This window comes from Actinomyces sp. 432 (genome assembly GCF_009930875.1).
Taxonomy (GTDB): domain Bacteria; phylum Actinomycetota; class Actinomycetes; order Actinomycetales; family Actinomycetaceae; genus Actinomyces.
In genome coordinates, this window is the sequence record NZ_CP025249.1 from 1,940,462 (window position 1) to 1,962,697 (window position 22,236).

General features: G+C 70.5%; 17 protein-coding genes and 1 pseudogene. 3 read left to right on the forward strand and 15 right to left on the reverse strand.

Annotated features, from left to right (window positions below):
• Window positions 1–368 precede the first annotated feature (368 nt).
• The 9 genes and pseudogenes from CWT12_RS08110 to CWT12_RS14695 all read right to left on the reverse strand — a co-directional run bounded on the left by CWT12_RS08110 (window position 369) and on the right by CWT12_RS14695 (window position 8,028).
• Window positions 369–674 (reverse strand): DUF2469 domain-containing protein, encoded by a 306-nt coding sequence (locus CWT12_RS08110; protein ID WP_161924401.1) that lies wholly within the window; start codon window positions 672–674, stop codon window positions 369–371.
• A gap of 145 nt (window positions 675–819) precedes the next feature.
• Window positions 820–1,515: a ribonuclease HII gene (locus tag CWT12_RS08115; protein WP_202616174.1), complete on the reverse strand. Its 696-nt coding sequence runs from the start codon at window positions 1,513–1,515 to the stop codon at window positions 820–822.
• Window positions 1,512–2,378, reverse strand: a complete 867-nt coding sequence (lepB, locus tag CWT12_RS08120; RefSeq protein WP_237564098.1) for a signal peptidase I — start codon at window positions 2,376–2,378, stop codon at window positions 1,512–1,514. The genes CWT12_RS08115 and lepB overlap by 4 nt, the downstream gene beginning before the upstream one ends.
• Before the next feature lie 109 nt (window positions 2,379–2,487).
• Window positions 2,488–2,838 carry a 50S ribosomal protein L19 gene (gene rplS / locus CWT12_RS08125; RefSeq protein ID WP_161924402.1) on the reverse strand — a complete coding sequence of 117 codons (351 nt, stop codon included), beginning with the start codon at window positions 2,836–2,838 and terminating at the stop codon, window positions 2,488–2,490.
• 203 nt (window positions 2,839–3,041) lie between these two features.
• Window positions 3,042–4,622, reverse strand: a complete 1,581-nt coding sequence (gene trmD, locus CWT12_RS08130; protein WP_161924403.1) for a tRNA (guanosine(37)-N1)-methyltransferase TrmD — start codon at window positions 4,620–4,622, stop codon at window positions 3,042–3,044.
• Complete coding sequence (rimM, locus tag CWT12_RS08135; protein ID WP_161924404.1) at window positions 4,619–5,176, reverse strand: ribosome maturation factor RimM; 558 nt, start codon at window positions 5,174–5,176, stop codon at window positions 4,619–4,621. Before rimM ends, trmD begins: the two co-directional genes overlap by 4 nt.
• 225 nt (window positions 5,177–5,401) lie before the next feature.
• The gene (locus CWT12_RS08140) at window positions 5,402–5,638 is read right to left on the reverse strand and encodes an RNA-binding protein (RefSeq protein WP_108967793.1); all 237 of its coding nucleotides are present in this window, start codon (window positions 5,636–5,638) and stop codon (window positions 5,402–5,404) included.
• Window position 5,639: 1 nt separating this feature from the next.
• The gene (rpsP, locus tag CWT12_RS08145; RefSeq protein ID WP_161924405.1) at window positions 5,640–6,080 is read right to left on the reverse strand and encodes a 30S ribosomal protein S16; all 441 of its coding nucleotides are present in this window, start codon (window positions 6,078–6,080) and stop codon (window positions 5,640–5,642) included.
• A gap of 278 nt (window positions 6,081–6,358) precedes the next feature.
• Window positions 6,359–8,028, reverse strand: a pseudogene (locus CWT12_RS14695) (alanine/glycine:cation symporter family protein).
• Between the two features lie 243 nt (window positions 8,029–8,271).
• Between CWT12_RS14695 and CWT12_RS08155 the strand changes: the two are divergent.
• Window positions 8,272–9,651 (forward strand): hypothetical protein, encoded by a 1,380-nt coding sequence (locus CWT12_RS08155; RefSeq protein ID WP_161924406.1) that lies wholly within the window; start codon window positions 8,272–8,274, stop codon window positions 9,649–9,651.
• 75 nt (window positions 9,652–9,726) lie between these two features.
• Here the strand turns inward: CWT12_RS08155 and ffh are convergent, their stop codons facing one another.
• From ffh to smc, 4 genes are all read right to left on the reverse strand, one after another.
• A complete protein-coding gene (gene ffh, locus CWT12_RS08160) occupies window positions 9,727–11,421 on the reverse strand; it encodes a signal recognition particle protein (protein WP_161924407.1) in 1,695 nt (564 codons plus the stop codon).
• A 202-nt stretch (window positions 11,422–11,623) separates the two neighbouring features.
• Window positions 11,624–12,832 (reverse strand): signal recognition particle-docking protein FtsY, encoded by a 1,209-nt coding sequence (gene ftsY / locus CWT12_RS08165; protein WP_161924408.1) that lies wholly within the window; start codon window positions 12,830–12,832, stop codon window positions 11,624–11,626.
• Between the two features lie 72 nt (window positions 12,833–12,904).
• Window positions 12,905–13,258, reverse strand: a complete 354-nt coding sequence (locus CWT12_RS08170) for a hypothetical protein (RefSeq protein ID WP_161924409.1) — start codon at window positions 13,256–13,258, stop codon at window positions 12,905–12,907.
• 109 nt (window positions 13,259–13,367) lie between these two features.
• Window positions 13,368–17,102 (reverse strand): chromosome segregation protein SMC, encoded by a 3,735-nt coding sequence (gene smc, locus CWT12_RS08175; protein WP_161924410.1) that lies wholly within the window; start codon window positions 17,100–17,102, stop codon window positions 13,368–13,370.
• A 216-nt stretch (window positions 17,103–17,318) separates the two neighbouring features.
• Here smc and CWT12_RS08180 point away from each other — a divergent pair, with 216 nt between their 5' ends.
• Entirely contained in the window at window positions 17,319–18,278 is a 960-nt protein-coding gene (locus CWT12_RS08180; protein ID WP_161924411.1) for an ABC transporter ATP-binding protein, read from the forward strand.
• 3 nt (window positions 18,279–18,281) lie between these two features.
• Entirely contained in the window at window positions 18,282–19,535 is a 1,254-nt protein-coding gene (locus CWT12_RS08185; protein ID WP_161924412.1) for an ABC transporter permease, read from the forward strand.
• Between the two features lie 148 nt (window positions 19,536–19,683).
• On the opposite strand, the gene ndk is transcribed toward CWT12_RS08185, so the two are convergent.
• Both ndk and CWT12_RS08195 read right to left on the reverse strand, forming a co-directional pair.
• Window positions 19,684–20,118 carry a nucleoside-diphosphate kinase gene (ndk, locus tag CWT12_RS08190; RefSeq protein WP_161924413.1) on the reverse strand — a complete coding sequence of 145 codons (435 nt, stop codon included), beginning with the start codon at window positions 20,116–20,118 and terminating at the stop codon, window positions 19,684–19,686.
• Window positions 20,119–20,285: 167 nt separating this feature from the next.
• Window positions 20,286–22,145, reverse strand: a complete 1,860-nt coding sequence (locus CWT12_RS08195; RefSeq protein ID WP_161924414.1) for a bifunctional folylpolyglutamate synthase/dihydrofolate synthase — start codon at window positions 22,143–22,145, stop codon at window positions 20,286–20,288.
• Window positions 22,146–22,236 lie beyond the last annotated feature (91 nt).

Consider the following 22,236-nt stretch of genomic DNA (forward strand, 5'->3'; position numbering starts at 1 on the left):
CGCGGCGTGACGGGGGCCAGCGGGCGGTTTGAGCCCTGTGGACTGGGGGTGCGCGAACAGTGCCTGTGGACGCCGGTGAAGTCCCGGCTGAGTGAGCGCACCGCTAAGTACGCGCGGCCTGATGCACGGTGACCGCCTCCGCGCCCCCTGACTTACGTCTCCCGCCAAGGCTCCCGCCCCAGGCACGTGTTTTCGAGTCTTCAGCGGAGTCGGCGCGGGGAAAGCTCCAGGACGCGTCGTCGGAGGCGAACGCGTACGCAAGGGACGAGCACACGCCTCGGCGGAGCCGGGCAATGGGGTGTGGCGGCGGCTACAGACGGCAGCTCGCAGGCCCACGTCTCGCGGATGATCAGCCGAGGCCGACAGCGTCAGGAGGGGACGTCGATCTCCGGCTTGGTCAGCTCCTCAACATTGACGTCCTTGAAGGTGACCACGTGCACGGACTTCACGAAGCGGCTGGCGCGATAGATGTCCCAGACCCAGGCGTCCTCAAGGGTCAGCTCGAAGAACACCTCCCCGCCGTTGGTGCGCACCTGCACGTCCACGGCGTTGGCCAGGTAGAAGCGGCGCTCCGTCTCGACGACATAGGAGAACAGGGAGATGACGTCGCGGTACTCGCGGTACAGGTCGAGCTCCAAGTCGTTCTCATACGACTCCAGATCTTCAGCACTCACCCGGTCATCATGCCCAATGGGCGTCCCATCCGACAGGAAGCGCAAAGGGCGCGTCGGCCACAGCCGGGGATCGGCCCGCGCGCTAGCAGACGCGTAGGAGGCGCTCGCACTCACCGCCTGATACCCATCGGCTCGGGCACCCCACCTACCCGGCGGTGAAGCGCTCCAGTCCGGGCAGGCGCCAGGAGCGGCGGTGCAAGTCGCTGGCGCCCAGCCGGGCCAGTGCCTCGATGTGGGCGGGTGAGGCGTAGCCCTTATTGCGCGCCCAGTCGTAGCCGGGGTCGGGCAGGGCGGTCATGAGCGCATCACGCTCAACCTTCGCCATTACCGAGGCCGCTGCGACGACGGCGCAGTGGGCGTCCGCTTTGGCCCGAGTGTGCACCTCCGGCAGCGGGGCCGCCTCCTTCTCCCCGGCGCAGGCCGGTGCGGCCGGGCGGGATTGGCCGCGCAGCCAGTCAACAGTGCCGTCCAGGATGAGGGCGCCGGGCAGGTGACCTCGTGCCTCCACTTGCGCCAGGGCTCTTTGCCCGGCCAGGCGCAGGGCGCCGAGGATACCCAACGCGTCTATCTCCGCCGGAGCTGCATGGGCGACGGCGTAGTCGGCCACCCAGCCGCGGCAGGGCGCCACAAGCGCCTCCCGACGTCGGGGCGTCAGCTGCTTGGAATCGGCCAGCCCCGGGGGAAATACGGGAGCCGTATCGCGGGAGACGATGGCCAGGCCGACGCTGACGGGCCCGGCCAGGGACCCGCGCCCCACCTCATCCATGCCGCCGACCAGCTCGAACTCGGCCAGGAGCCGGGCCTCCAGCTCACGATCCGGGAGGATACGGACGGGGCTCACGGCTGGGCGCCGGTGCTAGTGGTGGCATCGGGCACGGCGTCGAAGGCACCGCCGTCGGAGAGGGTGGACCAGCGCGAGGAGGGCCAGAGCACGATCTTGGCGATCCCGGCCACGTCATCCAGGGGGACGAACCCGCCGTTAACGTCGTCCTGGTGGAAGCGGGAGTCGGCCGAGTTGGAGCGGTTGTCCCCCATTACCCACACGTAGCCCTCGGGGACAGTGACATCGAAGGCGACATCGGAGGCGGAGCGGCCAGGTTTCAGGTAGGGCTCGTCGACCTCGACGCCGTTGATCGACAATGAGCCGTTGCCGTCGGCCACAATGTGGTCCCCGCCCACGCCGATGACGCGCTTGATCAGGTAGTGGCCGGTATTCTCGGGCAGCAGGTGCAGGAAGATGAGCGTGTCCTGTACCAATCCCCGCAGACCGGTGGGCTCGGTGACCGTGAGCCAGTTGTCCGGGTCGGAGAAGACTACGATGTCGCCGCGGTCGACGTCGCCGGAGTCGTACATGGTCACGGCCACCCGGTCGCCCTCCCGCAGGGTGTCCTCCATCGAGCCGGAGGGGATCCCGAAGATCTGGACCACGAAGGTCTTGACCAGGGCGACTACGACCAGTACCGCCAGCACGATCAGCAGGGTTGAGCCGCGGCGCCGCGGCTCGGCGGGCTCAGCACCTGCGCGTGCGGGCGCGGCCAGGGGCTTGGGCCGGCGCACCGGCCGGTAGGAGGGCGGCAGCGCGCCGGCGTCGGCATCATCCGGTGTCTCGGCGCTGTCCACCCCGCGGGTGCGTTCCTCGGAAGCCACCGGGACAGGGGTGCTGGCGTCAGGCAGCTCGACGGCGTCTTCCTGCGGTGCTGTCACCGTTTCCCTCTCGCATTAGTGGCTGGACGGTTTCAGAGTCGGGACGGGGATAAGCCGGTGCCCGGGACCCGCAGGCCCCGGGCACCAGGGCTCGGAGAAGGCCGAGCCGTCAGTTGGCGCGGTACTCCTTGATCTTCGCAGCCTTGCCGTGCAGGTTGCGCAGGTAGTACAGCTTGGCCCGGCGCACGTCTCCGCGCGTGACGACCTCGATCTTCTCAATGGTCGGCGTGTTCACCGGGAAGGTGCGCTCCACGCCAACACCGAAGGAGACCTTGCGGATCGTGAAGGTCTCCGACACGCCGGAGCCCTTGCGGGCGATCACCACGCCCTGGAAGACCTGGACGCGGGTGCGGGAGCCCTCTACGACTCGCACGTGGACCCTGAGGGTGTCACCGGCCCGGAACTTCGGGATGTCGTCGCGCACAGAGGCGGCGTTGATCTGGTCGATCAGGTTGGTCATTGATTCTCTCCACGTCCGTGCCACTGGTCAGCGGGCGCTTAACAGGCGGACCCGCCCGACCGGGGTACCGGCCGACGACGAATGCCGCGTTCTGGCGCCTCCGGGTCCTGCTCCTGGCCGCCTCCCCAGTGGCAGAGGCGGTTCGAGGCCCGAGGCCGGTCCAGTCTGCCACAGGCGTTGCTCCGCTATACAGGCGAACCGGGTCACGTGCTGGATTTCACGCGCGCCGCACCGCGCGGGTCCAGGGCCATGACCACGTCGCGGCAGCGGCTGCCGCCTACCTGGTAGGTGCGCGTGCCCACCTTGCGGAAGCCGGCGCGCCGGTACGCCTTCTGGGCGCGCCGGTTAGCGTCATTGGTGCCCAGCCACAAGGTGGTGGCGCCCATGGTGTCCGCGTCGCAAATGCACTCGGCGAGTAGGGCGGCCGCTATCCCGGAGGCGCGCAGGCCTGCATCCACGTACACCTTGGACAGCTCCGCGGCCATACCGTCGGTGCCGTCGGCGCCGGCCGGGACGGTCACGGACGGTGGACGCGGATCGAGGCCGACCGGGAGGGCGCCGTCGGCGTCAGGGACCTCGGCCACCACGGCGCTGTAGCCGACCAGGGCTCCGGCCGGCAGCGGTGCGCGGCCCGCGCTGTCGGCCGCCCCTGGCGGCAGGCCGTCCGGCAGCTCGGCGACCGTGAGCACCACCCGTGGATCCGCGAGCCATTCCGCCAGGCGCCGCGGTGAGAGGTTGACGGCGATATGAGCGGCGATCTGCGCGTCGGTAAGGAAGCTCGGGCAGGCATCGGGGAAGGTACTCGCGGCCAACTCCGCCAGCGGCTCCAGGTCGTCCTCCAAGGCCGGGCGAATCACCAGCGGTACCGGCCTGGTGGCCCCGGCCGGGGCGACCCAGCCGTTACGCACCAGGGCTACGCGGTCGCCGGCGTCCAGCAGGGCAGGATCGGCGCGCGCGATCAGGTCGGGGCGGCGAGCCGCCGTGCGGGCAATCGCCTGGTCACGCCGGTGGCGGGCGACACGGGCGTGATCCCCGGAGAGGAGCTCCGGCTCGGTGGCCGCCAGGTCCAGGCCGCGCCAGGCGACTGGCCTGGCGTAGACGGGATACTCCAGCAGGCCGGCTCCGGTATGCGATTCCTCGACGACGGACTCTGGGTTGCCCAGCACGCCGGGCCGCAGACGGGCGATGGCCTCGATCATGACCAGCGCAGCGGCCTCCCCGCCGTTGAGCACGTAGTCGCCAATCGACACCTCGCACACCTCCAGGCCGTTCGCTGCATAGTGCTGGGCCACACGGGCGTCGATGCCCTCATAGCGTCCGCAGGCGAATACGAGCTGGTCCGCGTCGGCCAGGTCCTCTGCGGTGCGCTGGGTGAACAGGGCACCGGAGGGGGTGGGGATCACTAGGACGCGACGGGGCGTGCGCGTGCCCACGGCGCTGGTACCCGCTGTGGGAGCGGCAACTGCTGCTCCCGTTCCCGGCGTGTCAGTGGGCAGGGCGGCGGCGAGGACGTCGTCCAGGGCTGCGCCCCACACGTCGGGCTTCATCACCATGCCCGCTCCCCCGCCGACCGGGGTGTCGTCCACGGTGCGGTGGCGGTCATGGGTCCAGTCGCGCAGGTCGTGTACGTACAGGTCCAGTAGGCCCCCGGCATTGGCACGCCCAATCAGGGACAGGTCCAGCACCCGCAGGTATTCAGGGAAGATCGTCACCACATCCAGCCGTAGGGATGCCGGGGCAGGCGGGCGTGCCTGCGGCCCGGCTGCGGCTGCAGGGCGGCTCACCGGTCCTCCTCGGCCTCACCCACACCGGGAAACAGGCCACCGGGCGGGTCGATGGTCACGGTGCCGGCGTCTGGGTCGATCTCCGGGACCAGTTCCTCCACGAAGGGCACGGCCACCTCCTGCCCGTCGGGGGTGCGCACCAGCAGCCGGTCCTGGGCTACGCCCGGTTCCAGGCCGCTGACCTCGCCGAGCTCCCGCACGGTGTGGTCGGGCAGGAGCTCGATGGCCCGGAGTCCGGTCAGCTCGTGGGCGTACCAGGCGTCGTCGTCCTCCTCCGGCTCCTCGGCGTCGGTCTCCACCAGCAGCTTGACGCCGCGCAGTGCCTCGGCTCCGGTGCGGTCGCGGGCCTCGGCGAAGGCGGCGAACCAGCGGGATCCGTCGAAGCGCAGGCGGGATACGGTCAGGTACCCCGCGGCGGCCGGCCCGGCCGCGGGTTCGGCCGGCAGCACGCTGCCGGGGGCGAGCCGCCCCTCGGGGTCGTCGGTGCGGATCTCCAGGCGGACCTCGCCCTTGAGCGCATGGGCGGGACCAATGACGGCAACGGTTAGCAGCACGGGCCTAAACCTACCGCGTGTGCCCCTGCCGCGCGCATCCCCATCGCAGGCACCACACGGCCTCAGGCCGCGTTCCACGACCTTGGTGTGTGTTCCACGACCACCCCGGGGTCGTGCAACACACACCAAGGTCGTGCAGTGCCGCCCAGGGTCGTGCAACAGTGCCGCCGCCCGCACCCCGAGGTGGGATGCGGGCGGCGGCACTAGTAGAACTTCGCGCCGACGTCAGCGGCGGTCCGTGTCAACGACGTCCACACGTACCGGCGAGTCCGCCAGGGCGCCGACTACGGTGCGCAGGGCGCGCGCAGTGCGTCCCGACCGGCCGATCACGCGGCCGAGGTCGTCGGGGTTGACCCGTACCTCGAGCAGGTCGCCGCGTCGCAGCGTCCGGGCCGTGACGGTGACGTCGTCGGGGTTGTCGACGATGCCGCGCACGAGGTGTTCGAGTGCGTCGGCGAGCACGTCAGGCCTCCTCGGCCGGGGCCTCGGCCGTCTCCTCGGCGGCGGCCGCCTGTGCCTCAGCCTGCTTGGCGGCGGCGTCAGCCTTGCGCTTCTCGGCATCGTCGGCAACGGCCTTGACGGCAGCCTGCTTCGCGGCGGCATCGGCCTCGGCGTCCTTGACCTTCAGGCGGGGCTTGACTCCCTTGAGACCCTTGAAGGTGTGGTAGTCGCCGGTGATCTTGAGCAGGTTGAAGACGGCGTCGGAGGGCTGCGCGCCTACGCCGAGCCAGTACTGGGCCCGCTCGGAGTCGATGCGAATGAGCGAGGGCTCCTGCATCGGGTCGTAAACGCCGATCTCCTCGATGACACGACCATCGCGCTTCTTGCGGGAATCGACGACGACCACCCGGTAGAAGGGGGCGAACTTCTTGCCGAGGCGCTTGAGGCGAATCTTAACTGCCACTTGGGTGAAACTCCTGGTTCTCGATGGTTTGGCCCATGCCGACTCCCGGTGGGGTTACAGCAGCGGAGGCCGGTTAAGGCGAGACGCGATCGCACCGGGAGAGGGACCGGGAACGGTCGAGTACAGCCGTGCATTCTGCCAGAGCAACGCCGCCGTGTGCCAGCCGCATGCCGCCTGCGCTGCACGGATTACGTGCGATATCGCCCACAGCGCCCGCACCGACCCGCCATGCCCTGCCCCGGCGGCGCCTTACTGCCCCGCCGGAAGCGGGCTCGCGCTCAAATCTCTTCGTGGAGGCTCTCCTGGCGCAGGACGGCCCGGTCCGCGGTCCACACGTCGCCGTCCAGCTCACCGGGCAGCAGCGGGTTCCCGGGAGCGACGAACACCGGCTCGGCGACTCCCGTGCGCAGCTGCGCGTCGTAGTCCTTGAGCGCGGCCAGTACCCACCGCGACAGCCACAGCACGGCGACCAGGTTCAGGATCGTCATCAGCGCCAGGGCGACGTCGGCCAGCACCCAGGCCAGTTCCAGTGCGGCGAGTGCGCCCAGACCGGTGGCGACGGTCATGGCCAGCCGCAGTGCGACGCCCGCCCCTCGCCCACCGCCGAGGTAGCTGACATTGATCTCGGCGAAGGCCGAGTACCCCAGGACCGAGGAGTAGGCGAAGGTGAGCACCACGAAGCTCATGAACCAGATGACCCAGTTGCCGGGCACGGCGTCGGCCAGCGCATGCTGGACGAGGGTGGTCTTGGCCCACTGGGGCTGTATCCCGGGGGTATAGACGGACGGGGAGGCCAGCAGGATCGTGAGCCCCGTGGCCGTGCAGATCAGCAGGGTGTCCACGCACACGCCCAGCGCCTGGATCAGGCCCTGGGTGACGGGATGGGCGACGTCGGCGGTGGCGGCACCGTTCGGGAGGAGCCCTGGCCGGCCTCGTTGGAGAACAGTCCCCGCTTGGTGCCGTTGAGGAAGGTGGCAAAGATGCCTCCGCCGGTTCCGGCCAGCCCCGAGCGCAGGTTGAAGGCTCCGGCGAAGATGTCGGCGAACACACCGGGAACCCGGTCGATCGAGACGATGATGACCACCAGCACCACCACCAGGTAGGCCAGGGCCATCAGCGGGACTAGCCACTCAGTCACCTTGGCCACTACGCGCATGCCAGCCAGGAGGATCGGCGCGGTGAGCACCATCAGCACGACAGCCGTGACTGAGGTGCTCACGCCGTGGGCCTCGGCCAGGGTCAGGGCGATGGTGTTGGACTGCACCATGGGGAAGATGAGCCCGTAGGAGAACACCAGCATCACGGCGAACGCGATGCCCATACCCCCGCCCAGGGCGCCGCGGCCGATGCCCCGCTGCATGTAGTAGGCGGGCCCACCGCGGAAGATGCCGTCGGCATTGCGGACCTTGAAGACCTGGGCGAGGGTCGACTCGGCGAAGCTGGTGGCCATACCGAGAATCGCCACCACCCACATCCACAGCAGGGCGCCGGGGCCGCCAAGGGTCACGGCCAGGGCCACGCCGGCGATATTGCCGGTGCCCACGCGCCCGCCCAGGCCGATCACGAAGGCCTGGAAGCTGGACAGGGAGCCGCGCTGGTGGCGGGAGTGCGCGACCAGACGCACGGCGCGCAAGAACAGGCGCAGCTGGACTGCGCGAGTGCTTATGGTCAGGTACAGGCCGGTACCTAGAAGTATCCAGACCAGGATGTTGCCGGAGACAAAGCTCTCGAAGCCGGACAGGGCCTCGGTAAGTGCAGCGGACACGCTTGATTCCGTCCGTCGGGGATGGCGGGGCGGGTGTGAGAGTACCCCAGGCGGCGACGGCGGGTGACCCGTGCACAAGAATTGGACACAACCCTCCCAGGTTTTCAATTCCGAGACTGCACACCACCCCGGTTGACCGTACCGTAATGTTCGGGGCATGAGCCTGTTCTCCCGTCGCAGCATCCAGCCACCCGGGCCCCCTCCTCCATCCGGCCACCGCGTGAGCTGATCGGCTCCAGTCCCGTGCGGCCCTCCACCGCCAACGGCGCGTCCTCCCGTTCAGCGCCGCCGAAAGCTTCGACCAGCAACCTGCCGCGTCCTGGCAACACGCAGCCGCGCAGGCCGCTCGGCCCATCGCGGGCATTCGGAAGCGGGTCGCCACGCGGCTCGGGCAAACGCAAGCCACAAGGTCCGAAGGACATCGGGATGCGCCGAGCACTCACCGCAGTTACAGCCGCCGTCCTGGTAATCATCTGCGCCAGCGCCCTCTCAGGGCGACTCGGACTCACGGATGACACCAGCATCTCTGCTGGCTCCGCATCCCCAACGGTACGCACCGTTAACCCCGTGGTGGAGCCGCCCGCACAAACCGGCTGCTCGACGACGACCGTCTTAGACACTCCCGCACTCCCAACCGGCTGGGCGGAGAAGTGGCGCCTGGACAGCGGTCGGGGCGAACTGCGCAACACTCCCAGTTGGTGGGCGTTCTCCGCCGGAGACTGCCTGGTGATCGCCTCCAACCGATACCTGGACACGCCCGCGCAGGTCACCGGCTACCGCCTCACCGACGCGGGTCCCGTGCAGCTTTGGACCAGGTCCGGCGACGACTACGACGGAGAAGACATCAGCCGGCTGTATTTTGACGATTACAGCCAGTGGTGGGGCGGATACTTGGTGGCCAGACGCCTGCTGCTCGACCCGTCTACCGGCGACCTGACACAAGCTCCCTGGGCCGGGAAAAGCGGCAACGTCACCTCCGTCGCGGAAGAAGTGGCCGTCGTCTGCCGCAGCGCATATGGCGCAGCCAGAGACACCACGTGCTCCGCCTGGGACTGGAATGGCGGCGCCCCCTCGCAACGGTGGGAGCGGAGCTACGAGGAGGACTCGGTCTATCCGATCCCCGGCTACGGTCCCGGCGGCAACACCGAAGACGGATTGCTGCTGGCCCAGGTGAACATCGAGTCCAGAAGCACCCGTGCCCACGCCCTGCTGTCTCTGGCGGACGGCTCGCTTCACGGCAACTGGCCCGCCAGTTCATCAAGCGCCGAGGTCCCCTCCGTATTCATTCCGGCGCGCGACGGCTGGTTGCGCCTGTCCGACTCCAGGGATCAAGCCACCCTGATTACCTCCAGCGGGCAGGAGGGCGAGCCCTTCCCCGTCATCAACGAGCCTCCCACTGTGGTGCTCGCCAATGATGGGTTGCCAATGCTCGCGCAGCTGCGCGCGGCCTACCGCGACGGAGACTTCGAGTGGGCGGATGTGATCCTGCAGTGCCGAAGCACCTCTGCATGCATATTGAACGACAACGAGATCGACCTGCCCGATGGTGTGCTCATGGATGATTATCTCCAAGGCGCCTCCTACCAGGTCCTGTCAATGCTGACCGCCGATGGAGGCAGCCTGTTGATCCGCTCACGACCAGTGGTGAGCGCGTGGGCCGTTGTGCTCGACACCGAGTCGGGACAGGCCCTGGTCCCGGAGCGCTCACGGGCTAGCCGCGGGAATCGGGGCCTGGCGCGAATGAGCGATGATCTAATCCTCGTCCTCGTGGGCTCCGATGTTGTCGCCTACATGCCCGCACAGTGAGCCCCACAGAGGCGACCGGGGAAGTCACCGACGTGCCCGGCAAGAGCTGGGGCTCCGCGATCAGGTCGGTGCTCCTCAGCCCAGGCCCAGGTGACGGCGCAGGTCCTCCGGCAGGGCGGCCATGGCATCGGCAACCTCGTCTTCGCCCGGCTGCGGCTGCGACTGCGCCGCGGTTGCCGCTCCCTGTCCCGGCATGATGCCGTAGCTGGGCGCCGCGGCGGCGGACTGGCCCAGGCCAAAGGCGGAGCCCGCCGGTGCGGGTGCGGGTGATTCGGTGACGTCCTTTTGGGCTCGGGCGGCGGCCGCCTCCCGAGCCTGCCGAGCGGCCTTGGCGGGGTTGCCGGAGCGCCCCTTCTTGCCACCCTTGCGCTTCTTGCCCTTCGGCGCCTGGCGGGCCTTCGAACGCTTGCCCATTGACGGCAGCGAGCCCATGCCGGGCATGCCACCGGGACCGCCCAGCGCACTCGGGCCGCCTGCGGCCATGGCCTCCATCATCTTCTTGGCGGCCTCGAAGCGGTTGACCAGCTCGTTAACGGCCTGCACGGTGGTGCCGGAGCCCTTGGCGATGCGGGAGCGGCGCGAGCCGTTGAGAATGGACAGGTCGCGGCGCTCGGCCGGGGTCATGGAGCAGACGATCGCCTCGATGCGGTCGACCTCCCGCTCGTCGAAGTTCTCCAGGGCCTCGCGCATCTGCCCCATGCCGGGCATCATGCCCAGCAGCTTCTTCATCGATCCCATCTTGCGGAGCTGGCGCAGCTGGGACAGGAAGTCGTCCAGGGTGAAGGTGCCGGAGGCGAGCTTCGCCGCGGCGTCCTCGGCCTCCTTCTCATCGAAGGCGCGTTCGGCCTGCTCGATCAGGGTGAGCAGGTCACCCATGTCCAGGATGCGGGAGGCCATGCGGTCGGCGTGGAAGCGCTCGAAGTCGTCCAGCCCCTCGCCGGTGGAAGAGAACAGCACTGGCGCACCGGTGACCCCGCGCACGGACAGGGCGGCACCACCGCGGGCGTCGCCGTCGAGCTTGGACAGCACCACGCCGGTGAAACCCACGCCGTCGCGGAAGGCCACGGAGGTGTTGACGGCGTCCTGACCGACCATGGCATCCAGCACGAACAGGATCTCGTTAGGGGACACCGCGTCGCGGATGCGGATGGCCTGATCCATCATCTCCGCGTCCACACCCAGGCGGCCGGCGGTGTCGATGACGACGACGTCGTAGCCGTGCGCCCGCCCCTGCTCGACGCCGCTGCGGGCCACCGCAACCGGGTCGCCCACGCCATTGCCCGGCTCAGGGGCCCATACGTCCACCCCGGCGCGCTCGGCCACCACGCTGAGCTGGGTGACGGCGTTGGGGCGCTGCAGGTCAGAGGCGACCAGGAGGGTGCGCTTGTGCTCCTGCTTGAGCCAGCGGCCGAGCTTGCCCGCCAGTGTGGTCTTACCGGCACCCTGCAGACCGGCCAGCATGATGATGGTGGGACCGCGGTCGGCCCAGTTCAGCTCCCGGGACTCACCGCCCAGGACCTCGATGAGCTCGTCGTTGACGATGCGCACGACCTGCTGGGCCGGGTTCAGGGCCTGCGAGCGGGCGGCATCCTTGGCCTTCTCGCGCACGGCGGCAGTGAAGGAGCGCACCACCGGCAGGGCGACGTCAGCCTCGAGGAGGGCGCGGCGGATCTCGGAGACGGTGGCGTCAACGTCCGCTTCGCTCAGGCGGCCCTTGCCGCGCAGCGAGTTGAACGAGGCGGTGAGCCGGTCGGAGAGGTTGCCGAACACGCGGTGTCCTTCCTTGGCGCGATGGCGCAGGTGGTTGGAGGGTCTGGCTGATGTGCGCGTCGCCACCCGGTCGGCGCAACGCGGCGCACGCTTCAGGATAGCGGCGAGGGCCCGCGCCGTCCCACCCTAGGGGACGTGCGGGCCCTCACGCACAGTGCAGGCATACAGGAGGCCGCAGGCACCGCGAACGCGCGGCAGGCGGTCAGCCGAGCAGGGCGTCTACGAAGCCCTCCGGGTCGAAGGGCGCCAAGTCGTCAGCACCCTCACCCAGGCCGACCAGCTTGACGGGCACGCCCAGCTCCTTCTGCACAGTGACCACGATGCCGCCCTTGGCCGTGCCGTCCAGCTTGGTCAGCACGATGCCGGTGATGCCGACGGCCTCGGAGAATACCTGCGCCTGGCGCATGCCGTTCTGCCCGGTGGTGGCGTCCAGCACCAGCAGCACCTCCCCCACGGGTGCGACCTTCTCCATGACCCGCTTGATCTTGCCCAGCTCATCCATGAGCCCGGCCTTGTTCTGCAGGCGCCCGGCGGTGTCTACCACCACCACGTCCACGCCGTCGCGGGCGGCCGCGCGGGTGGCGTCATAGGCGACCGAGGCGGGATCGGCCCCCTCCCGCTCGGAGCGGACGACCTCGACGCCGACCCGCTCACCCCAGGTGGTCAACTGATCGGCGGCGGCGGCACGGAAGGTGTCGGCTGCGCCCATGACGACGCTCTTGTCCTCCGCAACGAGCACACGGGCAAGCTTGCCGCAGGTTGTGGTCTTGCCGGTGCCGTTGACGCCGACCATGAGCACGGCGGCGGCCGGCTCGCCGTCGGCGCCGTTCCAGCCCTCGGCAGGGGCGGGCTTGTCCAGGTTCAGGGAGCGGTCCATGCCGGGACCTACCAGCTTCAGCAGCTCCTGGCGCAGCACGGCGCGGATGGCGGCGGGATCGGAGGTGTCCAGCACCTTGGCCTGGGTGCGCAACTCATCCATGAGGGACGTAGTGACCTCGAGTCCCAGGTCGGAGGTCAGCAGCGTGTCCTCGATCTCCTCCCAGTCGGCCTCGGTGAGGTCCCCGCGGGACAGGACTGCGAGGATGGCCCGGCCGAAGCCGCCGGCGCCGGCCAGGCGCGAGCGCAGTCGCTGCATGCGTCCGGGAATGGACTCGGGGCGCTCCAGGGTGGCCTGCGTGCCCGCCACCACGGGCTCGAGTGCCGCTTCCGCCGGGGCCGGGCCGGGACGGGCCTCGGCCTCGACGGTCTGCTCCTGCGGCGGGGCGAGCAGGACGTCGTCGGCGCTGGTGGGCTTGTGAGCGCTGACCTCCGGCGGCACCTCACCGCCACGGTTGCGGCCCGCGTAGAACCAGATTCCGCCGGCCACGGCGAGCACGATGACGACTATGAGGACGATCAGCAAGAGATCCATGGACCCATCATGCCTGATCGCCCACGGGGGCGGGCAAGTGTGGACGCCCCACGCCGGGGGCCGACAGGGCGGTTAGTGCTGTGCAGCAGTCTCCCGGGCGCGTCGGGCCACAGCGGCGTCCTTGCTGCGACGCACCTCGGCGGCCTTGGACTCGGCGGTGTCCATAGCCTTCTCCACGACGTCCACCAGTCCGGAGAAGGAATCCGTGCCGACGTAGACGGCGGAGTCGTCCCGGGTCATCAGGTCCTCCAGCCGAGCCTCCTGCGGCACCACGGTTACGTGCTCCTCCTTCTCCCTGGCCACCCCGACCAGGTCGCGCAGCCGGTCGCGCCAGGTGTCGACCGGGTAGCGCTCGGCGACGACCAGGCCGAGCACGATCAGAGCGGCGACTAGGACGACGACGAGGGGAAGGATCATGGAACCCATGGGCATAATTGTGCCTTCCGTTGGTCACGGCTCCACCGAGCAGGGGGCGCCGTGTCGCCCACCAGACAGCGCCGTGTTCATCACAGTTCGCCCGCTATGCTCCAATGCCTCACTGGGTGGCGGATGAGAGCCGCTGGGAGACCGCCTGGGTGACGCCGTCACGCATGGTGATGCCGTACAGGGCGTCGGCGATCTCCATGGTGCGCTTCTGGTGGGTGATGATGATCAGCTGGCTGGAGGCCCGCAGCTCGGTGAAGATGTCCAGCAGCCGCCCCAGGTTGGTGTCGTCCAGGGCCGCCTCCACCTCATCCATGACGTAAAACGGAGAGGGGCGGGCACGGAAGATCGCCACCAGCAGCGCCACCGCGGCCAGCGAGCGCTCCCCGCCGGACAGCAGGGACAGGCGCTTGACCTTCTTGCCCGCGGGCCGGGCCTCAATGTCGATGCCAGTGGTGAGCATGTCGTCGGGGTCGGTTAGTACCAGGCGCCCCTCGCCGCCGGGGAAGAGCCGGTCGAAGACGATCGCGAACTCGCGGGCGGTGTCCGCGTAGGCCTGGGTGAACACCTCCTGCACGCGCTGATCCACGTCTTCGACAATGCGCATTAGGTCGGCGCGGGACTGCTTGAGGTCGGCGAGCTGCTCGGCCAGGAAGCGGTGGCGCTCCTCCAGGGCCGCGTGCTCCTCCAGGGCCAGCGGGTTGACCTTGCCCAAGCGCGCCAAGTCCCGGTTCGCCCGCGCCAGGCGCTTCTCCTGCTCGGCACGCACATAGGGCCGGCCGGTCTGGTGCGCGGCGGGCTCTATCTGCGCGCCCTGAGCCTGCTCCTCAACGTCGGCCGCGTCGGCGGCCCCGTCCCGATCGGCAGCGGCTTCGGCCGCGGCGGCTTCCGCCTCCGCGTCCGGCACGAGCATGTGGGGCCCGTACTCCTCCACCAAGGGGTCCAGTTCCAGGCCCAGCTCATTCATGGCGCGCTCGGCCAGATTCTCCAGCCGCATGCTCTGCTCGGCACGGGCGATCTCGTCGCGGTGGGCGGCGTCAGACAGCGCGGACATTTCAGCAGCCAGGGCGTCCAGTTGCCTGCGGACATCGGCGACCGCCGCCGCGGCGCCGGCGCGTTCGGCCTCGATACGGGCGCGCTCCCCCTGCGCCTGCTCCACCCAGGTGCGGCCGGTCTCCGCGGCGGTGCGGGCCTGGTCCCGCACCTGCGCAGCCGTTGCCAGCCGCGCCTTGCGGGCCTGCTCCGCGCGGGCGGCGGCAGCCCGCTGCTGCCGCTCGCGGCGGGCGGCAGCCCGCAGGGAGTCGGCCCGGCCGCGGACGCTGCGCTCCCGCTCCTCGGCGGTGCGCAGGGCCAGGCGCGCCTCCGTCTCGGCGGCCCGGGCCGCGGTGGCCGCCTGCGCGGTGGCCTCGCGGGTGGCGCGGGCGGCGTCGATGGCGGTATCAAGGTCGCTCTCCCCAGCGGGTGCGGTACTGCCTCCGGGCGGGGCCGCGGCGACCGGCACCTGATTCTCGACCGCGGCGAGGGCCGCCTGGGCGGTGGCGAGCTCGGCGGCGCGCTGGGCGGCCTCCGCCTCGGCGCGCTCCAGGGCGCGGCGGGCGCGTCCGGTCTCCTCACGGGCGGCGCGGGCGGCGGAGTTCAGGCGCGCACGGTTCTCGGCCACGCGAGCGGCCTCGGCGTCGGCCGCACGCAGTTTCTCCAGCGCCTCGGCTACGGCGGCGCGGGCGATGGACTCAGCCTGGCGGGCATCGGTCAGCGCGGTGTCGGCCGCGTGCTCCGCGGCGGCGGCGGCGGTTGCGCGAGTGGCGGCCTCCTCGTGCGCGGCGGCCAGGGCGAGCACCGAGGCGGCGCCCTCGCCGGCGCCGGTGGCCCACGTGGGGGCGAGAACGTCGCCGTCACGGGTGGCTACCACGGCGCCGGGGACGGCGGCGCGCATAGCCTGGGCAGTGGCCAGGTCGGGGACCACCCAGGCGTCGGCCAGCAAACCGCTGAGAGTACGGGCGAGCGCGGCGGATTCGGCGCCGATGAGCGCGGCGGCTCGCTGAGCATCCGCAGGAACGCTATCGGGAACCGAGGGCTCGGCGGCGGGCGGGCGGTCCGCCGCGCCGTCGGCGCTGGAAATGACCAGGCGCAGCCCGCCACCGTCTTGGCTGCGGGCGTGGGCCAGGGCCGCGACGGCGGCGTCGGTGTCGGCAACCACCGCAGCCCCGGCCAGCTCACCGAGCAGCCCGGCCAACGCCTCTTCCCAACCGGCTTCTACCGTGACGGCCCCGGCGAGCGGGCCGAGGATGCCGGGCAGTCCGGCGTCGGCGAGCTCGGCGGTGGCGTCCTGCGCACGCAGGGACAGGGCGAGGGCGTCACGGCGGGCGGTCCAGGTGGCCAGTTCGGCGGCGGCCTCGCGACGGGTGTCGGTGGTGGCGACGACTGCGTCGCGGGCCGCATTGAGCTCGGCGGTGGCCGCCTCGTGGGCGGCGGCGGCACGGGTCTGCTCACCGGCCGCGGCGTCGGAACTGTCGGTGCCGACGGGAGCGTCCGGGTCGCCGGCGGTGGCCGCCTCCAGTGCCCGGGCGGCGGCCGTGTCGCGCTCCTGGGCGGAGGCCAGGGATGCCCGAGCCAGTTCGACGGCGGCGCGGGCGGCCTCGTGGCGGGAGCGTGCGGAGGCCACGCGGCCCCCGGCACGGGCCAGCAGCTCGCGGTGCTCGGCGCGCCGGGTCTGCAAGGCCGCGAGCGCCTGCTCGGCGGTGGTGGCGGCGGCCTCGGCGTCGACGCGTTCGGCGGTGGCGTCCGTCAGCGCGGTGCGGGCGGCCTCAATGGCGGCGGCAAGCTCAGCCTCCTGGGCGGCGGCCTCCTGGGCGCGCCGCTCCAGTTCCTCGGGGTCGGTTCCGGCCTCGGGGCGCGGGGCGCCCGCCAGGCCGCGTACCCGTTCCGCCGCCACGTCCGCCAGCGCCGACAGGGACTGAACGGCTGCCGACAGCTCCTCCCAGGTGGTGGTGGCGCGGGCCAGCCGCTGCCCGGACGTGGACTCCAGGGTCGTCAGCTCCTCCAGCCGGGCGCGGGCGAGGCGCTCGGACTCATCCAGCTCGGCCCGGCGGCCGGCTAGGCGGGCCTGGTCCTCCTGTCCGGCCTCCAGCAGGGACTGGACCTGCACGACGTCGTCGGCCAGCAGCCGAGCGGTGGCGTCACGAACCTCGGCCTGGATGACATGGGCGCGGCGGGCGACGGCGGCCTGCCGCGCGAGCGGGCCGAGCTGGCGGTGCAGCTCGGCGGTGAGGTCGGTGAGCCGGGTCAGGTCGGCGGCCATGGAGTCGAGCTTGCGCAGAGCCCGTTCCTTGCGCCGCCGGTGCTTGAGGACGCCGGCGGCCTCCTCGATGAAGCCGCGCCGCTCCTCCGGGGTGGCGGTGAGCACCGCATCGAGCTGCCCCTGGCCTACCACCACGTGCATCTGCCGGCCCATGCCCGTGTCGGACAGTAGCTCCTGCACGTCCAGCAGGCGGCAGGTGGCGCCGTTTATCTGGTACTCGCTGCCGCCGCCGCGGAACAGGGTGCGGGTGATGGTCACCTCGCTGTAGTCGATCGGCAGGGCGCCGTCGGCGTTGTCGATCGTCAGGGAGACCTCGGCGCGCCCCAGGGCGGGACGCGAGCCGGCGCCGGCGAAGATGACGTCGGCCATGGAGCCGCCGCGCAGGTTCTTGGCGCCCTGCTCCCCCATCACCCAGGTCAGGGCGTCCACCACGTTGGACTTGCCCGAGCCGTTCGGGCCGACCACGGCGGTGATGCCCGGCTCCAGGCGCAGGGTGGTTGACGAGGCGAAGGACTTGAACCCCTTCATCGTCAACGTCTTCAGGTGCACGCGTCAACGATAGCGGGAAGCGGGAGGAAACCGGTGATCCGCCAGCGAGACCGGTGCGGGAAGCGGGAGGAAACCGGTAGACGGACCCGTAGCGCATCCCGCGGGCGGGTGGCACGACACCGACACACCGGAAAGCTACCTTGACATTACGGGCACAACGAATCAAGCTTCTCAAGTCAAGCGGACTTACCACAGCCGATCCCGATTGGAGTCCTCATGCTCGACATCGTCAACCTGTCCAAACGCTTCGGGAGCCTGCAAGCGCTCGATGACCTGTCCCTGCGCCTGGGCGATGGGGAAATCGTAGGCTTCGTGGGCGCCAACGGAGCGGGCAAGTCCACCACCATGCGCATCGTCATGGGGGTACTCACCGCAGATGCCGGCACCGTGACCTGGGACGGCACGCCGGTGGGCGCCGCTGAGCGGCGTCGCATCGGCTACATGCCCGAGGAGCGCGGCCTGTACCCCAAGATGAGGGTCGGCGAGCAGCTGACCTACCTGGCCCGCCTGCACGGGTTGCCGACCGCGGCGGCCCGGCGGGCGAGCGAGCAGTGGACCGAGCGGCTGGACATCGCCGCCCGCCGCGAGGACGAGGTGCAGAAGCTCTCCCTGGGCAACCAGCAGCGCGTCCAACTGGCCGCAGCCCTGGTCTCCGACCCCGATCTGCTGATTCTGGACGAGCCCTTCTCCGGCCTGGACCCGGTGGCGGTCGATGTTATGAGCCAGGTGCTGCGCGAGCGGGCCGCGGCCGGGGTGCCCACGCTGTTCTCCTCTCACCAGCTCGACGTCGTGCAACGACTGTGCGACCGGGTAGTCATCATCCAGGCGGGCCGACTGGTTGCCGACGGCACCGTGGCCGAGCTGCAGTCGGGTGCCGAGCCGCGCTGGCGCGCCGTCGTCGAGGTCGCGGGCCGGCCCGACGCAGCCGTCAACGCCGCCACCGCCATGCTTGCCGGAACCCCTGGAGTGGAGGCGAGTGCCGAGCCCATTGCTGAGGGTGCGCGGGTGACCGTGGTGGTCGGCGGAGCCGACGAGCAGCGATTGCTGGAGGCCGCGGGGCGTCTGGGACGGCTGCGCGAACTCGGCCCCGTCACCCGCCCGCTGACCGACATCTTCCGCGACGTGCTCGCCGCCCCCACCGCATCCCCCGCCCCCACGACCGGACAGGAGGCCTAAGCCGTGTCCACCAGCCCCCAAGCCATTTCCCGCTCCCAGGAGATCCGGCTGGTTGCCGGCCGCGAGCTACGCGCCCAGCTGTTCAAGCGCTCAGCGGTCATCTCCACACTCGTCATGCTGGTCCTCGCCGTCGGCGGGATTCTCGTGGTCGCCCATCTGACCGGCGGCGAGGACGAGCCCTACCGGCTGGGCGTGTCAGCCCCCGCCGACGCCGTCGCACTCAGGCCCGCCCTGGAGCAGATCACCGGCACCAACGGTCTGCCCATCGAGGTCACTACCGACGTCTCCGACGCCGAGGCCGCCCTGGGAGTCAGCGGCGACATCGACGAGGACGCGACGCTAGACATGGTCCTCGACCTGAACGGCGCCTCCCCCGCGCTGAAAGTGACCGAGGAGGGCCGCGCCGACCAGGCGGTGGTCGCATCCGTAACCAATGTGCTCCAGCAGGCGGCCCTATCGGATGAGATCAGCGCCCTGGGCGGCGATCCCACCCAGGTGGCGGCGTCACTGGCGGGGGCCGTGCCCCAGGTGGAGGCGCTCGACCCGCCCGACCAGGACTCCGCCGACTTCGGGGCCCGCTACACCGTGCTCCTGATCGTCGACATTCTGCTGTTCATCATCGTCATGGGTGGTGGGCAGACGATCGCGATGGGGGTAGTGGAGGAGAAGTCCAGCCGCATCGTGGAGATCCTGCTGGCCTGCGTGCGGCCCACCTCCCTGCTGGCCGGCAAGGTGATCGGCACCGGCACTGCCGTACTGGTCTCCTACGGGCTGATAGGTATCTTCGCCGGCGTGACGGCCAAGCTCAGCGGCGTACTGCCCGAGGGCGCCGTCGACATCGATACCGTGCTGGTCGCCATGATCGTGTGGATGATCGTCGGCTACGCGATCTACGCGGTCGGCTACGCCGCCGCCGGCGCGCTGGTCAGTCGTCAGGAGGACGTGGCCAGTGCGGTCATGCCGCTGACGATGACGCTGATGATCCCCTACGTGCTCTCCTTCGTGATGGCGCTGGGCGACGCCTCATCCCCGCTTTACCGCGTGCTGGCCTACCTGCCGCCCTTCGCGCCCTTCCTAATGCCGGCACGGCTCGTGCTCGGCGTCTCGTCGTGGGGTGAGCAGCTGGCGGCGCTGGTGCTAGCGCTGGTGTTCATCCCGGTCTTCGTGTGGCTGTCGGCGCGGGTCTACACGCGGGCCGTCACCCGCACCGGCGCCCGGGTCCCGCTCAAGGAGGTCCTGGGACGCCGCCCCGCCTGACAGCGAGCCCGTTCCCGGCCCCTATCCGCCTCGCCCCCTCGCCGAGGTCGGTAGACGTTACCTGCCGAGATCGGTCTGAACGGCATGTGGGGTCGCCACCGCACTGGTGGCGACCCCACATGTTTTCCCGCTGCGTCAGCAGCTCGGCTCAATCCGCCAGCTCGGGGAACCAGATACCGATCTCGCGCTGCGCGGAGGCGGGCGAATCCGATCCGTGCACCAGGTTCTGGATGGCGCTAGTACCCCAGTCGCGGCCGAGGTCACCGCGGATGGTGCCGGGAGCGGCCGCCGTCGGGTCGGTTGCGCCCATCAGTGAGCGAACCCCCTCCACAACTCGCTGTCCCTCCACGACGACGGCGACTACGGGACCGCGAGTCATGTACTCCACGACGCCCGGGTAGAAGGGCTTGTCAAGATGCTCGGCGTAGTGGGCAGCCAGGACCTCGGTGGTGGGGAGCACCAGCTTCAGAGCGACGATGCCGTAGCCCTTGGCCTCGATGCGCCGCAGGATCTCGCCGGTCAGGCGGCGCTCCACGGCGTCGGGCTTGAGCAGGACGAGGATGCGTTCGGGGGCGTCAGTCATGACGTTCCTTCCGTCGGGGCGGGGACTGGAGAGCGTCCGCAGGTTCAAAAACCGGCGGCCCGACCGAGTGTAAACGACAGCCCCACACCGGCGGCGCAGCCGCATCTGCCGGTCTCGGCACGTTACTGGTGCCGGTCTCGGCACGTTACTGGTGCCGGTCTCGGGAGTCAGGGCCTGCCGAACAGGGCGCGCGCCTGCGCGGCCAGCACCACGGAACCGACCACGAGCACGCCCGAGGCGGTAAGCGGAGCGTCGAAGCCCTCCGACAGGCTCACCGCCTGCTCCACGCCGGCCACCAGCGTGGGCGCCACCACCACCCGGTCCGCACCGAATACCTCGCGCGCCACCGCGCCCAAGTCCTCAGCATCCATGGCACGTGGAGAGTCGACCGGAACACACACGACGGCGTCGCAGACCGGCTCCAGTACCGACAGAATGCCCTCCGCGTCCTTGTCCCCCATGAGGCCGACGACGGCAACCAGGTGCTGGAAGCCGAAGGCCTCCTCCACCGCCCCGGAAAGGGCGGTAACGCCGTGGGGGTTGTGGCCGGCGTCGACGATAACCGTCGGGCTGGAGCGCAGCACCTCCAGGCGGCCGGGGCTGGTCACGGAGGCGAATCCGTCCTCAACGATCTTCGCGGGAAGCTGCCTACCGCCGAAGACGGCCTCCGCAGCGGCCAGTGCCAGCAAGGCGTTATGCGCCTGGTAGTCGCCGTACAGCGGCACGAACACGTCCTCGTACACGCCCGCGGCGGTGGCGAAGGTAGCCATCTGCCCGCCAACGCCCAAGGTGCGGTCCACCACCCGGAGCACGCCGGCGTCGGGGGCCCCGGGATCCTCCTCCGGGTCGAGCTCCCGCCGCCATATGACCTGATGCTCGACGGCGGCTGCGGCGATTACCGCCTGCACCGACTCCGGCTGCGCGGCGGTAACCAGCGTGGCGCCGTCCTTGATGATGCCGGCCTTATTGGCGGCGACCTCCTCAACCGTGGCGCCCAGCCACGCGGCGTGGTCGAGCCCGATCGGAGTGATGACCTCCACGTCGCCGGGCACCACGTTGGTGGAGTCCCAAGTACCGCCCATGCCGGTCTCGATCACCGCCACGTCCACGGGATGGTCGGCGAAGGCCGCCAGCGCCATCACCGTGAGTACCTCGAAGAAGCTCAGCCGCGGGCCCCCGGCGGCCTGGGAGCGGGCGTCTGCCATCTCGACGTAGGGGGCGACGTCCTCCCAGGCGGCGATGAATCCCTCCTCGCTGATGGGCTCACCGTCCAGGGCGATGCGCTCGCGGATGGTGGCCAGGTGGGGGCTGGTGAAGCGCCCGGTGCGCATGCCGGTGGCGGCCAGCAGGCGCTCAGTCATGCGAGCGGTGGAGGTCTTGCCGTTAGTGCCCGCCACGTGCACGATCCGGTAGTTGCGCTCGGGGTTGCCCAGGATGTCGAGCACGGCCTCAACGCGTTCCAGGGAGGGCTGCACCTGGTGCTCGGGAGCGCGGGAGAGGATCTCCGCCTCGACCTCGCGCATGCGCGCAGACACCTCGACGGCGCGGGCGGCTGCGGTCAGCTCGGCGCGGTGGCGCTCGGCGTCAGCCCCGGGATTGTCTTCCGCGGAACCATTCCCGGCGACGTCGGGCAGTACCGGTTCCCAGTCCTCCCAGTCGTCGGATTCATCGGCGTCGACCTCGGCCAGCAGGGCGTCCAGGCGCTCCAGGTCGCCGCCGGGCACCATATTGGCGGCGACGAGCTCGCGCAGGGCCGCCAGGTCCTCCGCCTCGGCCTGCTCGCGGCTGCGCTCGGCAGCGGCGTCGTCCTCGGCGGCCTGGGCCAGGGACTTGCCCTCGGACGAGTCGGCGGCTTCCAGGTACGGCAGCAGCTCGGGATCGATGCCGGAGTGCGTGCCGCCGGGCCCGTAGACGGCGTCTACTACGTCTTCGCCACTGGCACCGGCGGGAATGCCGAAGGCCGCACCGGGATGCGACTCGGTCTGACCGCTGGCGTGGGCGTCCCGATCGCGCTGCTTGCTGCTCATGTGCTGGTGTTCCTGCTTCCTGCTCGACGACGCGGCCAGCCTAGATGATCGGCTCCGGGGAGGGCGGGGCAGGTGCTGACGCCGTGGGCGG